Here is a 12,671-nt window from a genome sequence, read left to right on the forward strand (position 1 = left end):
CGCTCAGGGGCCCACCAGCCGGTCCAGCAGGAGGTCGAGTCGGTGGGGGGATTCGGTGCGGGGCAGGCGGCCCGAGCGGGTGAGCGTGATCAGGCCGTGCAGCGCCGACCAGAACACCTCGACGAACAGGGCCGGTTCGGCGTCCCCCGCGACTTGGCCGAGCGTGTCGAGGAGGACGCCGAACGACTCGCGCAGCGGCGCCGGTGTCGCCGCGTCGGCGAACGGGAGGCCGGTGTCGAGGAGGAACATCGCGTCGTACAGCGCGGGGTTGCGCTCGGCGAAGTCGAGGTACGCCCCGGCGAGCGCGGCGACCGCGGGCCGCCCCTCCGGCCGACCCACGACCGCGTCCCGCATCGCGGCCGTCAACTCGGCGAACCCCTCCAGGGCCACCGCCCCGACGATCTCCCGTTTGCCGCGGAAGTGGCTGTAGAGCACAGGTTGGCTGTACTCGATGCGCTCGGCGAGGCGGCGCGTGGTCACGGCGTCCCAGCCGTGGGACTCGGCGAGTTCACGTGCCGTGGCGACGATCAACTGGTGGCGGTGGGCCCGCTCACGCTCCTTGCGTTCCTGTACCGACATACCTGGACCCTAGCACCGCTAGACAATCGGGCATCGGCATGTCTAGCATCGAATCAATCGCTAGCGGCGCTAGCAAAACGCGAAAGCGCCAGGACCTCGGGAGGCACCATGCAGAACACACTGGCCGACACACTGGCCGTCTTCACGGTCGTGGTCGTCGGCCTGCTCGTCGGCGTGGAATTCGCGGTGGCGGCGTTCATCAACCCGATACTCGATCGGCTACCGGGCGACGGCGGCCTCGCGGCCCGTAGCGACGGCGCCCGGATGCTCGGCAAGGTGATGCCGTTCTGGTACATCGGCTCGGTGGTACTCGGCGCGACCTGGGCGGCCACGGCATGGGGCGACGCGGGGGCCGGACTCGTCGTGACGGCCACCGCCCTGCTCGTCCTGAGCGTGCTGATGTCGATCGCCCTGCTGGTGCCGATCAACTCACGGGTCGCGCGGTGGACGCAGGACAGCGTCCCGGCCGACTGGCGGCGGCAGTTGGGCCGCTGGGACCGTCTGCACTATGTCCGCGTCGGCGTCATCGTCTCGGCGTTCGTCCTGCTGACCATCGCCCTGCTGTGACACTCCGGCGGCTCGGCGACCGGGTCCCGAGCCCCGGGTCACAGCTCTTCGCCGCACCGAGGGCAGAATCGGGCCCCGGCTTCCGCCCGCAGGGCGCCGCAGGCCGGGCAGACCCGGTCCAGGGCGCACGCCGCCTCGCCACCCTCCGCCGCACCGCCCGCCGACCCGCTGCTCCCGCCGATGCTCAGCCCAGACCGCCGCCGGTGCACCGTCAGATAGGCGAGACCGTCCGGCCCCGCGACCAGAGCGCGGTGGCTCGTCCTCGGTAGCCACGCCACGGCACCCGGTTTCAGGGCCTGCGATTCGACCCCGTTGTCGAGCCGGCCCTCACCCGCGACGACGACCAGCAGCACGTCCAGTTCGGTTTCGGCGTGCCCGGTCACCTCGGCACCCGCGGGCAGCCTCACCAGGTTGGCATCGAGCTGCCGGCCCTGTTCCGCCAACCGCCACAGCGCACCTCGCTCCGCCTCCCGCGCGCCGGCGACACATGTGTCGATGTCCACCAGTACCCGGGACGTCTCGTGTGTGGACAACCGTGCCTCCCTGGGACGGACGACGGGCGGGCCCTCAGGCGATCCCCGCCCACCTCGCTACATGCCATCTTGCTGCATGCCGCCTTGTCGGCGCGGGGCGCGCGGGAGCAGGGCGATCGACGCGAGGGGGACCACGGCGAGGGCGAGCCAGGGCACGGCCGGGAGAAGGCCGGTGTCCAGGAATGAGCCGGTGCCCGCGCTGCCCACGAGCACGATCAGGCCGGAGACCGAGGACAGCGCGAAGAGCCGGGCCAGGGGCGACGACGGCGTCGGTGCCCGATGAGTTTTCCCGTCGGCGGGAGTCCCCCCTTCCGTCCCCGTGATCGCGTCTCCGTGATCGCGGACGACCTCTCAGGAAGGACGACCGTCATGACCACCCACACTCTCGCCGTCCCGGGCGCGCGCCTGCACTACGAAGTCCGGGGCGCGGGACCGCTGCTGTTCATCATCGGAGCGCCCATGGACGCCGGGTCGTTCGCGCCGCTGGCCGACGCGCTCGCGAGCGACTACACCGTCGTCACGCACGACCCGCGGGGCATCTCGGGCAGCACCCTCGACGACCCCGAGCAGGACTCGACCCCCGAACTGCGCGCGGACGACGCCGCCGCGATCCTGGGCGCGCTCGGAGCGGAGTCCGCCGACGTGTTCGGCAGCAGCGGCGGCGCGGTGACCGGGCTGGCGCTGGTCGCACGGCATCCCGGGCGGGTACGTACGCTCGTCGCGCACGAGCCTCCGCTGCTGGAACTGCTTCCCGACGTCGCCGAGCAGCGGGCCGCGACCGAGGGCATCATCGCGACTTTCCGCCGGGACGGGGTGGGGGCGGCGTGGGGGGCGTTCATGGCGAATGCCGGGTTCGACGTCGGGGGCGGGGACGGGGACGGGGACAGTGACGGGGACGGCGGTGCCCACACTCCGCCGCAGGGCGAGCCCTCGGAACAGGACCTCGCCAACAGCGCCCGCTTCTTCCTCCATGAACTGCGCGGCACCGCCCGCTACCTGCCCGACTTCCCCGCACTGACGACCGGCCCGGCCCGCGTCGTCGTCGGTATCGGTGCCGAATCGTCCGGCCTCGTCACCTACCGGACCTCCCTCGCGCTGGCCCAGCGGCTCGGTACTGAGCCGGCTCAGTTCCCCGGAGACCACGGCGGCTTCATGGGTCAGCCCAAGGAGTTCGCCGAGACACTGCGGCGGGTGCTGAGGGGCGAGAGCTAGGGCGAGGACGAGGGCGAGGGGGCGAGCGGCCCGGACGCGCACCGTCAGATCGGTCAGATCCGTCGCGCATCGCCCCGGATCAGTCGATCATCGCCGTGGCCTCGACCTCGACCAGATGCTCCGGTACGTCCAGTGCAGCGACACCCAGCAGCGTCGCCGGCGGGACCGGGGTGATCCCCAGCTTCACTGACGCCCGAGCGAGCCCCGCCAGGAACTGGGGCATCTTGTCGGGGGTCCAGTCGACGACGTGGACGGTCAGTTTCGCCACGTCGTCGAAGGAGGCTCCGACCCCGGCCAGGGCGGTGCCGACATTGAGGTAGCACTGTTCGACCTGGGCGGCGAGATCGCCTTCGCCGACCGTGACCCCGTCGGCGTTCCAGGCGACCTGCCCGGCGACGAAGACGAGCTTCGAGCCGGTCGCGACGGACACCTGCCGGTAGGCGTCGATCTCCGGCAGTCCGGCGGGATTCACCAGGGTGATGGCCATGCTGTACGTCTCCTTGTCACCGGACCGGGTGGGCACCCCGGTCTCTCGTAGTTACTCGGAAACCATAAGAGAGTGACCGCTGACGTGGAAGAACGCACTTTTCGGTGACTGGGGAACCTGATGGTGACCCAGCGGCAACCCAGCGATGACCCTCCACGAGTGGCCCCACGGGGGTTGCACAAGTGACCGCAAGACCGTCAAGCGAAATCTCGGCGAACACTGTCCGTCCCGACGGAGATGCTTGGCGCAACTGTGCACCGGAAGTGTGCTGAATGCTGCCGTCTTGTCCCTCTGGGGCGGTTGAGGCTGCCCGTAGCGTCGGCTGTCCTGTTTGCCGCGTGGAAGCGGTTTCTCTCCTTGGAGGTGTCGGATGCGTGTGCCGGGGCGCGGCACGGACGGTGGTGCGCTGAAAGCGATACCGATACCGAGGCGGGTGGTGGGCGCTGCACGGCAGCCGCTGCCGCCACTCGCCGGACCCGAGCAGCCGCCGCGGACCGCGCGGACGACGGCACGGCACACCGCCGTCCGCGGACGCGAGGGAAGCCGGCTGTACGCCATCGACGGCATCCGTCTGATCGCCGCGCTGATGGTGGCCGTGCACCATTACGCCGGCACGAGCCGGGTCGACCAGCCGGGCAACGTGATCTGGGACCGGCCGGTGTCCGACATCATGCCGAACGTGTTCCGGTTCGCCAGCTACGGCTGGATCGGCGTCGAGATCTTCTTCGTGATCAGCGGCTTCGTGATCTGCATGTCGTGCTGGGGCCGCACCCCACGGCAGTTCTTCGTCTCGCGGGTGATCCGCCTCTACCCGGCCTACTGGTTCGCCATCGTCCTCACCACGGCTGTCCTGGTGGCGCTGCCCGGCGTGTGGGAGCGGCAACCGCTGCGCGAGATCCTGCTCAACTTCACGATGCTGCAGTCCGGTTCGGGTGTGGCGAACGTCGACGGCGTGTACTGGACCCTCTGGTCGGAGCTGCGGTTCTACCTGCTGTTCATGCTGGTCGTCGCCACGGGGCTGACGTACCGGAAGGTCGTCGTGTTCTGCTGTGTGTGGGGTGCCGCAGCGATGCTCGCGCCGGTGTCGGACTTCCAGTTGCTGACGCTGGTCGCCAACCCGTCCGGCGCCTGGTACTTCATCGCCGGGCTCGCGCTCTACCTCATGCACCGGTTCGGCCAGGACCTGCTGTTGTGGGGCATCCTCGGCATGGCGTGGCTGATGGGGCAACTGGAGTTGGGGCACCGTATCGACCAGGTCGAGCACGTCTCGGGCTGGCGCGGCAGCGTACTCATCTTCACCGGGTTCCTGCTGGTCATGGTGGCGATCGCGATCGGGCTCACCGACCGCGTCCGCTGGAAGTGGCTCGTCACCGCCGGTGCTCTGACGTATCCGCTGTATCTGATGCACTACGTGGCCGGTACGACGCTGATCCACCACTTCCGGGACTCCATGGACGCCCGGCTCCTTGTCGCGACCGTGATCGCCGCCTTCCTGATCGCGAGTTGGCTGGTCCACCGCTTCGTGGAGCAACCGGTGTCGCGGATCCTGAAGCGGGGCCTGGACACGTCGTTCGCCCGGCTGCGCAATGCGGGGAACCGGTGACCCGGTGACCCGGTGCCCTGGCCGTTGCGGCGGGAAGCCTGGATGCTGGCGTGATGTCTTCCGGGAACGCGTACCACGGCAAGGTCGGCGACCACTTCGCCCAGATGGCCGGCACCAGCCCCTACAACGCCTTCACCGACCGGCCCGCCGTGTTGGACCTGGTGGGTGATGTCACGGGGGCACGGGTGCTGGACGTCGGATGTGGGGCCGGGCACTACACCGAGGCGTTGCTGGAGCGGGGAGCCGTCGTCACGGGTATCGAGGGGAGCACGACGCTGCTGGGGCACGCGCGTGAACGGGTGGGCGACCGGGCCGAGTTGCGCGCGCACGACCTGGAGAAACCGCTCGACTTCGCCGGTGACGCCTGCTTCGACGTGGCCGTGTGCGCGCTCGTCCACCACCACCTCACGGCACGGGAGCAGTTGCTCTCCGAGCTGCTGCGCGTCCTGCGGCCCGGCGGACGGCTCGTGCTGTCGACGACCCACCCCACGGCCGAGTGGCTCCACCACGGCAATTCCTACTTCGACGAGAGCTGGGTCGACCACCCGCTCCCCGACCCGTCGTTGAGCATCCGCTACCAGCGCCTGACCCTGGAAACCCTCGTGACCGAGTGGCTGTCGGCCGGCTTCGCGCTGGAACGCCTGGTCGAGCCCCGCCCGCTGGCCCGACTGCGGGAGGTCGACGAGGCCCGGTACGAGAAGCTGGGCAACGAGCCGAGCTTCCTCGCCGCACGGCTCCGCCGCCCCCAGCCGTGATCGGCGACTGGAACTGGGACGACACCCTGTTCTCGGGCGCGGCCCCCTACTACCGGCGCGGCAGACTCCCGTACGCCCCCGGCCTCGTGAACGTACTCGCCCAGGCCCTGCGGCTCAACCGTCGAGGGCGGCTGCTCGACGTGGGGTGCGGACCGGGAACGCTGACACTCGCGCTGGCGCCCCTGTTCCGTGAGGTGGTCGGCGTCGACCCGGACGGCGGGATGCTCGAAGAGGCCGCGCGGGGAGCCGCCGAGGTGGGAGCCACCGGGAAGGCGCGGTGGGTACGGGTCCGGGCGGAGGAACTGCCCGCCGGGCTGGGGACGTTCACCGTGGCGACCTTCGGTCAGTCCTTCCACTGGATGGACCGCGATCTGGTGGCGGCGACCGTACGGGACATGCTCCGGCCGGGCGGGGTGCTGGTGCATGTCTCGGACCTGAAAGCGGAGCACATGAACGCGGAGCAGTTGACGGCGGTACGCCGGGCCGCAGACGAACTCCCGTACACGGCGGTGCCCTACGCGGCGATCGACGGGCTTGTCAGGCGCTATCTGGGCCCCGTCCGGCGCGCCGGGCGCGGGGTGCTGCCGCACGGCACGCCCGGCGGCGAGGCAGAGGTACTCACCCGCGCGGGATTCTCCGGCCCCCGGCGCCTGGTCGTACCCGGCGGGCAGCCGCTGGAACGCACCGCTGACGATGTCGTCGCGGGGGTGTTCTCGCTGTCGTCGTCGGCCCCGCATCTGTTCGGCACGGAGCGCGGCGCCTTCGAGACAGACCTGCGCCGACTGCTGCGCGAGGTCTCCCCGACAGACCGCTTCTCGGAACTCCAGCCCGGTACCGAGGTCTTCGTCTGGGGGAAGCGGCCTGTTGGCTGACCAGGTCTTCGTCTGGGGGAAGCGGCCCGCCGGCTGACCAGGTCTGCGGCGAGCGGGTGCGGCCACCCCCTCGCCCCGACCTCAACTCGCCTGCGGTGTCAAGGTGTCCGCGCGTCTGCCCCGCCGGTGGGCGATCTCGCCGAGGATCACGTCCACGGTCAGGAAGACGGCCAACGGTATGCCGAGGAGCGGTACGAAATATCCGAGTACGGCGACTCCGGCGGCGCAGGGCACCAGGACGTATGGGGGTACGCGACTCCACGCGCCCCGGGGCACGGGACGCCCGAAGGCGGCGCCGCGTCCGCGCTGCCACCACATGCGGTAGCCCCAGAGGATGAGGAAGATCAGCGCGAGAGCGAGCAGGGCCAGGGCGATCTGGTTGGCGAGGCCGAAGAGGTTCCCGGTGTGGGCGTCGATGCCCCAGCGGGTCAGCTTGGCCAGGACCGGGTAGTCCGCGAAGCGCAGCGTGTCGGTGACCGTGGCATCACCGCTGCCGGGGTCCACGGCGACGGCGACGGAGTCCTGCTTCTCGGGCCAGCTCCGCTGGATCTGCCGGACGACGTAGGCGGAGGAGGAATCGGCGGGTGGGACGATCTCGACGGGGTCGGAAAGCCCTTCGCCACGGGCGGCGTTGAGGACGGCGTCCACGTCGGTGCCGGTACGGGTACGGGTGCCGGTGTCTGTGTCTCCGTCGTTGGTGGCGCCGCCGGTCGTCCCGTGGTCGCCGTGGTCGCCGTCCGAGGACGGGGCGGAGGTTCCGGGCAGGGTCGCCGACACCGACGGGGTGCTGTGGCCGAGCGCCGTCCGCAGGTCGTCGATGTTCGCGCCCGCGTAGGTGGACCAGGTCAGTCCGGTCGCGGAGAGGAAGAGCAGCCCGGCCGCCGCCCAGGCGCCCACAGTGCCGTGCAGCGCCAGGCTCCGACGCCGGCCGCTGCTTCCGCGCACGGTACGGCGTGCCCGGCGGCGACTGAACCACAGCACCAGACCGCCGGCGGTGATCACCCCGAGCCAACTCGCGGCGAACTCGCTGTAGAGGCGGCCGGACTCGCCCAGGTGCAGATCGCGGTGCAACTCGTCGATCCAGGTACGCAGCGGCAGCGCCCCGGTGGAGCCGTAACTCTCCAGCGCACCAAGGACGTTCCCGGTGTACGGGTCGACGAAGACCGCCAGCGTGTGGCCTTCGGCGACTCCGGGGACGCCGGTGAGCAGGACCCGGGTGGTCGCGCCCGGTTCGGGCGAGGGACGTATCGCGCTGATCGTGCCCTCCGGACGGGCCTCACGGGCGGCTGCGATCTGCTCGGACACCGGCAGTCGCTCCGCGCCGACCGGGACCCGCAACTGATCGGCGTACACGAACTTCTCGGCCTGGAACGAGCCGGCGTACAGCAGTCCGGTCACCGCGGCGACCAGGAGGAACGGTGCGACGAACACACCCGCGTAGAAGTGCAGACGCAGCACCAGCGGACGCAGGACAGACATAGGGGTTCTCCTGGGACTACTGGGGATATTGGGGACACTGGGGAGAGCGGGGAGAGCGGGGAGAGCGGACACCGGACCAGTCGGCCAAGTAGGAGGATGAGTTCCGGAAGGGGGGTGTGGTGTAGGCCACTTGGCGAGGGCCGCAGGGTGCCGCGGGCGCAAACAAGGCGTGCGCTTTCCCTTAAGGAAAGGGTGGGGCGGCGAGAGTTCGGCAACGCCCTGAAAAGCGACGCGAATTCAGGCTTACGGGGAGCCTCACGGGTGACGTGACGGCGAGCGGTAGACTCCCGGACGGCAAGCCGAGATCCACGCAAGGAGATACCGCCGTGTCGACCTTCGTTGTATTCGACCTTGAATTCACGTCGTGGTCGGGAGCGCTGGAGCGGGACTGGTCGGCGCCGGGACAACTGCGCGAGATCGTACAGATCGGCGCCTTACGTCTCAGCGAGGACTTCACCGTCGTCGAGGAGTACGAAGCGCTGGTCCGCCCCTTGGTCAATCCGGAACTCTCCCCCTACTTCACCGAACTCACCGGCATCGAGCAGGAGACGGTGGACCGGGAAGGCGTCGCACCGGCGGAGGCACTGGGCGATTTCCTGGGATTCTGTCGGGGACAGTCCGTACTCTCCTACGGAAACGACATGGTAGTTCTCGGGGAGAACGTGGGCTGGGCACGGGCCCGCGGCGAAGAAGTCAAGCACGGATTTCTCGACGCCAAGTTCCTGAATATCAGACCATGGCTGAACACGATCGCCCCCGTAACGGCCCCGGTCAATGTGGGCCGCCTCTGGCAAGTACTCTCCCTACCCAAACCGGCGCCCGGCGCGGAGCATTCGGCCCTGTTCGACTGCCATTCCCTCGCAACAGCCCTCCGTCACCTGTGCACCACGGGGGCGACCTTGCCGGCGGGGTGCGTATAGCCCGACACGGGTAGCGCCGGCTGCGTTCTCCGGGGTTCTCGGTGGAGTTCGGAATCTACCGTTCAGGGACCGGGCGGAGCGTGGAAGACCCTGATGCGCTTGAGGAGTTCGTTCGCCGTGACGCCTCCTTCGTTTTCAGGAACACGTCGTACTCGGCGACGTGCGATCCGTCGGGTTCGGCGACTACGGCAGTGCGATGAAGTTCCCGGCCATGCCACAGGGTTCTCCCGCCGGACCGTGACAGTTCGGGTCGGCTCGGGTCAGATCTGTGGGCTCAGTCCCGCCACCGCCAGTCGGAAGAGCCGTTCCGCCGCGGCGGCGGGGTCCGGGTGCTGTTCCGTCGCGAGGACGATGCCGACGGCCAGCGTGATCAGGTCGGCGACGGTGACGCCCGCCGGCACCGCGCCGTCCCGCACGGCGTCGCGCAGCAAGGGGTGGCCCGCCTCTTCCAGCCTCGCCGAGCAGGCGTTCTCGTGGACCGATTCGGGTGCGGCCCCGTCGTAGACCAGCGCGGCTGCCAGCCCCCGTGCGGCGACACAGTAGGCGACGACGTCACTCAGCCACTCCAGTAGCGCGCTCCGGCTGTCGCCCTTACCGGTCAGGTCGTGGGCGCGGACGCTCAGGGCTTCGATCCGTTTGTGGGAGACCGCCTCCAACAGTGCGCGGCGGGTGGGGAAGTGCCGACGCACGGTCGCCGAGCCGACCCCCGCGGTGCGGGCGATCTGTTCCAGGGAGGCGTCGGCGCCGTGCGCGGCGACCTCCTCCTCGGCGACGGCGAGGATCCGCGCGTAGTTACGCCGGGCGTCCGCGCGCTGGTTGTCGGGCATCACGTCATCTCCGGGTTTACTAAATGGCGGGGTCCGCCATATCGTAGCGCCCACTAAACGGTGGGCCCCGCCGTTTAGTCAGAGAGCGACCCGCGCGACCCGAGCGACCCGAGGAGCAGCACCATGTCCACAGATTCCGCACCCGTCCTGGTCACCGGCGCCACCGGCAGGCAGGGCGGGGCCACCGCCCGTGCCCTGCTCGCGGCGGGCGTTCCCGTCCGGGCCCTGGTGCGCGACCCGGCGACCGACCGGGCCAAGGCCGTCGAGGCGCTCGGCGCCGAACTGGTCACCGGCGATCTCCACGACCGTGACTCCGTGACCAGGGCGGCCGAGGGCGCCCGCGCCGTCTTCTCCGTACAGATGCCCGCCATGTCCCGGGACGGGCGCGACGTCGACTTCGAAGGGGAGGTGGCCCAGGGTGTCAACCTCATCGAGGGCGCGCGGGCCGCCGGAGTGCCGCAGTTCGTGCACACCTCCGTCTCCGGCGCCGGGCAGCACACCGAAACCCCCGGCTGGGCCGAGGGCCGCTGGGCTTCCATGCAGCCGACCCTGGGCGCCAAGGCCGCGATCCAGGACCGGGTCCGCGCGGCCGGCTTCCCGCACTGGACGCTCCTGAAGCCGGGCTTCTTCATGGAGAACTTCCTCCCGTCGATGGCGTTCCTGTTCCCACGCGGCGTTGAAGGCGGCCTGGTGAGCGTCCTGAACCCCGGGACCCGGCTGTCCCTCGTCGCGGTGGACGACATCGGCCGGGCAGCCGCCGCGGCCATCACCGCACCGAACCGGTTCGACGGGGTCGAACTGGAGCTGGCGAGCGACTATCTGTCCATGACGGAGATCGCCGAGGTCCTCTCCCGCGCTCTGGGCACGCCGCTGTCCGCGCCGGACATGACCGTGGAGGAGGCCACCGCCGCCGGAATGCCGCCGATGGGCGCCTCGCACGAGTGGGTGAACGTCGTCGGCCAGCCGGCCCGCCCGCAGTACGCGAGGACCCTCGGCATCCCGGTCACCGGCTTCGAGGCATGGGCGCGCGAGCACCTACGGGCCAAGGCGTGACACGGCATGACACGACGTGACACGGACGACCGTCAGGTGACTCTCAGTCGCCGGGAGGGCTCGGGGGCCTGGCCTCTCCGCGAACCCCGAGCAGACCGAGCGCAGTCAGCACCGCGAGACACAGTGTCATCCAGCCGATGAACGCGCCGCCGCCGTACAGCACCGCACCGGCCACCCGCGCCCCCGTCTGACACGACAGCACACCGGCCACCACCGCGATCAACAGCGACGACACGAAGGACAGGAGCACGAGAAGTACCTGAACAGGAAAAGTCGGCCTCAACAGTCGATCCCCTTCACGAAGGTGGTCGACCTGTCGACGGGCAGCCTCAGCCCGACCACCGCGCTTGCGATGGCCTGCTGAGGCTCCGCGACGATTGGAGACTCGTCGTACGTAATTCTTGTCGAGAGCGGAGCACTGTCCCCCATCGGACACGTCGCCAGTGCTCTGTGACTCTCGCTATACCTCTCGATATAGCGAGAGGTATAGCTCTCGACATGGCTCTCGATTGAGCAACAGGAAGCCTAGCGGCGCTTGTTCAAGGTCGACACCATCCGAACGGGCGGCTCAGGCGGAACGAAGTTAGCCTGGTCGGGGAGTGGATTTCCCTGCGGTGGACAAGCCTCCGGCACCCTTCATGGCATCGAGGTCCCGCGATGAACGCAAAGAAGGTGCTGATCAGCTTCATCCCCTGGATAGTGTTCAGCCTGCTCGTGCAGCACGGGGCGAACTCGGTCGGGTACGCGGCGCTGCTGGCCGCGATACTGGCCATCTGGCTGATCATCAGAAGCAGGGATTCCGGCGTCAAAGTCATCGACGCGGCCGGTGTCGTGACCTTCGTGGCCCTGGCCGTCGCGGCGTTCGCGGGCGGACCGGTACTACGGGACAACGTCGGCTACTACGGACGCGGAGCGGCGACGCTGGCACTGGCCCTGGTGATGCTCGGCTCCGTACTCGTCGTGCCGTTCACCGAGCAGTACGCGCGGGAGTCGGTGCCGCCCGAGTACTGGGAATCGCCGAGGTTCCGGTCGGTGAACAGACGGATCAGCACCGTCTGGGGCGTGGCCATACTCGCCACGGCGGTCGGCTCCCTGTTCGAGGGCCGCCTCGCGTCGGACGGGACGAGAACCTGGGGGACGAGCCTGCTGCTCAACTGGGTGCTGCCGATCGTGTGCGTGGTGGCGGCGATCGCCTACACCAAACGAGCCGCGGCCAAGGCCCGCTCGACCGCCCGGTACCCGGCCATCTAGGCCGCGTCGCCCGGTTCGGCGGTCCAGGTGATGTGCGGCGGCAGGACGCGGGCGCACAGCGGGGTGCCGTGGGCGTCGGTCAGGCCGAGGCGGCCGACCAGGAGACCGTCCCGCGCGGCGGCGGCGAGTACGTCGGCGGGGACCCCGTTCAGCATGACCTTGGCGCGGCGGAACATCGCGAAGCCCGACGCGTCGACCGTGCCCCACGACAGGTAGATGAACCGGCCGCCCGGCCGACCCTGGACGTACGGGCCCTTCACATCGGTTCCGGTGGGCGAGGCGGTCGTGGTGCACGGGAAGGTCCAGGTCGCGGACGCGGCGTCGCCTGGCTGCGGATCGAGCAGTTCGGCCGGGCGGTCACGGCATTGTACGGCGACATGGACGGCGCCGAGGACCGGGGCGGCGGCGTCGTACGGGTCCTGGAAGGTGCCACCGGGAAGGTCGACGGCGTCGATACGAATACGCATACGCCCATCATCCCGGTAGGGCCATAAACCCAGGTGCACCGTCGCGGACCCGCGTGGAACCCTCGC

Annotated in this window: 16 protein-coding genes; 8 read left to right on the top strand and 8 right to left on the bottom strand. The window is 69.9% G+C overall.

Annotation, left to right across the window (positions count from 1 at the left end; genetic code table 11):
- Positions 1-3: 3 nt before the first annotated feature.
- Entirely contained in the window at positions 4-579 is a 576-nt protein-coding gene (locus ACFVT5_RS36250) for a TetR/AcrR family transcriptional regulator (protein ID WP_389897120.1), read from the bottom strand.
- A 120-nt stretch (positions 580-699) separates the two neighbouring features.
- On the opposite strand from ACFVT5_RS36250, the gene ACFVT5_RS36255 reads away from it, so the two are divergent.
- Positions 700-1,146, top strand: a complete 447-nt coding sequence (locus tag ACFVT5_RS36255; protein ID WP_389897438.1) for an anthrone oxygenase family protein — start codon at positions 700-702, stop codon at positions 1,144-1,146.
- A 38-nt stretch (positions 1,147-1,184) separates the two neighbouring features.
- Here ACFVT5_RS36255 and ACFVT5_RS36260 read toward each other — a convergent pair whose 3' ends face one another.
- Both ACFVT5_RS36260 and ACFVT5_RS36265 read right to left on the bottom strand, forming a co-directional pair.
- Positions 1,185-1,679 (bottom strand): zinc ribbon domain-containing protein, encoded by a 495-nt coding sequence (locus ACFVT5_RS36260; RefSeq protein ID WP_389897122.1) that lies wholly within the window; start codon positions 1,677-1,679, stop codon positions 1,185-1,187.
- A 57-nt stretch (positions 1,680-1,736) separates the two neighbouring features.
- Entirely contained in the window at positions 1,737-1,892 is a 156-nt protein-coding gene (locus tag ACFVT5_RS36265; RefSeq protein WP_389897124.1) for a hypothetical protein, read from the bottom strand.
- Between the two features lie 156 nt (positions 1,893-2,048).
- Between ACFVT5_RS36265 and ACFVT5_RS36270 the strand changes: the two genes are divergently transcribed.
- Positions 2,049-2,891, top strand: coding sequence for an alpha/beta fold hydrolase (locus ACFVT5_RS36270; protein ID WP_389897127.1), 843 nt, complete (start codon positions 2,049-2,051; stop codon positions 2,889-2,891).
- A gap of 79 nt (positions 2,892-2,970) precedes the next feature.
- Here ACFVT5_RS36270 and ACFVT5_RS36275 read toward each other — a convergent pair whose 3' ends face one another.
- Positions 2,971-3,378 carry a RidA family protein gene (locus tag ACFVT5_RS36275; protein WP_389897130.1) on the bottom strand — a complete coding sequence of 136 codons (408 nt, stop codon included), beginning with the start codon at positions 3,376-3,378 and terminating at the stop codon, positions 2,971-2,973.
- A 370-nt stretch (positions 3,379-3,748) separates the two neighbouring features.
- Here ACFVT5_RS36275 and ACFVT5_RS36280 point away from each other — a divergent pair, with 370 nt between their 5' ends.
- Genes ACFVT5_RS36280 through ACFVT5_RS36290 form a run of 3 tightly spaced genes read left to right on the top strand, consistent with a single transcriptional unit; the run spans position 3,749 to position 6,608 of the window.
- The gene (locus tag ACFVT5_RS36280; RefSeq protein ID WP_389897132.1) at positions 3,749-4,981 is read left to right on the top strand and encodes an acyltransferase family protein; all 1,233 of its coding nucleotides are present in this window, start codon (positions 3,749-3,751) and stop codon (positions 4,979-4,981) included.
- A 53-nt stretch (positions 4,982-5,034) separates the two neighbouring features.
- Positions 5,035-5,736, top strand: coding sequence for a methyltransferase domain-containing protein (locus ACFVT5_RS36285; RefSeq protein ID WP_389897135.1), 702 nt, complete (start codon positions 5,035-5,037; stop codon positions 5,734-5,736).
- Positions 5,733-6,608 (top strand): class I SAM-dependent methyltransferase, encoded by an 876-nt coding sequence (locus ACFVT5_RS36290; RefSeq protein WP_389897137.1) that lies wholly within the window; start codon positions 5,733-5,735, stop codon positions 6,606-6,608. The genes ACFVT5_RS36285 and ACFVT5_RS36290 overlap by 4 nt, the downstream gene beginning before the upstream one ends.
- Before the next feature lie 81 nt (positions 6,609-6,689).
- Here the strand turns inward: ACFVT5_RS36290 and ACFVT5_RS36295 are convergent, their stop codons facing one another.
- Complete coding sequence (locus ACFVT5_RS36295) at positions 6,690-8,087, bottom strand: PepSY-associated TM helix domain-containing protein (protein ID WP_389897139.1); 1,398 nt, start codon at positions 8,085-8,087, stop codon at positions 6,690-6,692.
- A gap of 326 nt (positions 8,088-8,413) precedes the next feature.
- Here ACFVT5_RS36295 and ACFVT5_RS36300 point away from each other — a divergent pair, with 326 nt between their 5' ends.
- Positions 8,414-9,007: an exonuclease domain-containing protein gene (locus ACFVT5_RS36300; protein ID WP_389897141.1), complete on the top strand. Its 594-nt coding sequence runs from the start codon at positions 8,414-8,416 to the stop codon at positions 9,005-9,007.
- Positions 9,008-9,267: 260 nt separating this feature from the next.
- Here ACFVT5_RS36300 and ACFVT5_RS36305 read toward each other — a convergent pair whose 3' ends face one another.
- The gene (locus tag ACFVT5_RS36305; RefSeq protein ID WP_389897143.1) at positions 9,268-9,834 is read right to left on the bottom strand and encodes a TetR/AcrR family transcriptional regulator; all 567 of its coding nucleotides are present in this window, start codon (positions 9,832-9,834) and stop codon (positions 9,268-9,270) included.
- A 123-nt stretch (positions 9,835-9,957) separates the two neighbouring features.
- On the opposite strand from ACFVT5_RS36305, the gene ACFVT5_RS36310 reads away from it, so the two are divergent.
- Positions 9,958-10,887 (top strand): NmrA/HSCARG family protein, encoded by a 930-nt coding sequence (locus tag ACFVT5_RS36310; RefSeq protein WP_389897146.1) that lies wholly within the window; start codon positions 9,958-9,960, stop codon positions 10,885-10,887.
- 43 nt (positions 10,888-10,930) lie between these two features.
- On the opposite strand, the gene ACFVT5_RS36315 is transcribed toward ACFVT5_RS36310, so the two are convergent.
- Complete coding sequence (locus ACFVT5_RS36315) at positions 10,931-11,137, bottom strand: hypothetical protein (RefSeq protein ID WP_389897148.1); 207 nt, start codon at positions 11,135-11,137, stop codon at positions 10,931-10,933.
- A gap of 407 nt (positions 11,138-11,544) precedes the next feature.
- Between ACFVT5_RS36315 and ACFVT5_RS36320 the strand changes: the two genes are divergently transcribed.
- Complete coding sequence (locus ACFVT5_RS36320) at positions 11,545-12,138, top strand: hypothetical protein (protein WP_389897151.1); 594 nt, start codon at positions 11,545-11,547, stop codon at positions 12,136-12,138.
- Here ACFVT5_RS36320 and ACFVT5_RS36325 read toward each other — a convergent pair.
- Positions 12,135-12,605 carry a DUF5990 family protein gene (locus tag ACFVT5_RS36325; protein ID WP_389897153.1) on the bottom strand — a complete coding sequence of 157 codons (471 nt, stop codon included), beginning with the start codon at positions 12,603-12,605 and terminating at the stop codon, positions 12,135-12,137. The genes ACFVT5_RS36320 and ACFVT5_RS36325 overlap by 4 nt on opposite strands.
- Between the last annotated feature and the right edge of the window lie 66 nt (positions 12,606-12,671).

Origin of the sequence: Streptomyces sp. NPDC058001 (assembly GCF_042886315.1) — a bacterium.
Taxonomy (GTDB): domain Bacteria; phylum Actinomycetota; class Actinomycetes; order Streptomycetales; family Streptomycetaceae; genus Streptomyces.

Coding starts and splice junctions, on each gene's coding strand:
- ACFVT5_RS36250 (WP_389897120.1), bottom strand. CDS start 579: ATGTCGGTACAGGAACGCAAGGAGCGTGAGCGGGCCCACCGCCACCAG.
- ACFVT5_RS36325 (WP_389897153.1), bottom strand. CDS start 12,605: ATGCGTATTCGTATCGACGCCGTCGACCTTCCCGGTGGCACCTTCCAG.
- ACFVT5_RS36285 (WP_389897135.1), top strand. CDS start 5,035: ATGTCTTCCGGGAACGCGTACCACGGCAAGGTCGGCGACCACTTCGCC.
- ACFVT5_RS36320 (WP_389897151.1), top strand. CDS start 11,545: ATGAACGCAAAGAAGGTGCTGATCAGCTTCATCCCCTGGATAGTGTTC.
- ACFVT5_RS36270 (WP_389897127.1), top strand. CDS start 2,049: ATGACCACCCACACTCTCGCCGTCCCGGGCGCGCGCCTGCACTACGAA.
- ACFVT5_RS36280 (WP_389897132.1), top strand. CDS start 3,749: ATGCGTGTGCCGGGGCGCGGCACGGACGGTGGTGCGCTGAAAGCGATA.
- ACFVT5_RS36305 (WP_389897143.1), bottom strand. CDS start 9,834: ATGCCCGACAACCAGCGCGCGGACGCCCGGCGTAACTACGCGCGGATC.
- ACFVT5_RS36310 (WP_389897146.1), top strand. CDS start 9,958: ATGTCCACAGATTCCGCACCCGTCCTGGTCACCGGCGCCACCGGCAGG.
- ACFVT5_RS36295 (WP_389897139.1), bottom strand. CDS start 8,087: ATGTCTGTCCTGCGTCCGCTGGTGCTGCGTCTGCACTTCTACGCGGGT.
- ACFVT5_RS36275 (WP_389897130.1), bottom strand. CDS start 3,378: ATGGCCATCACCCTGGTGAATCCCGCCGGACTGCCGGAGATCGACGCC.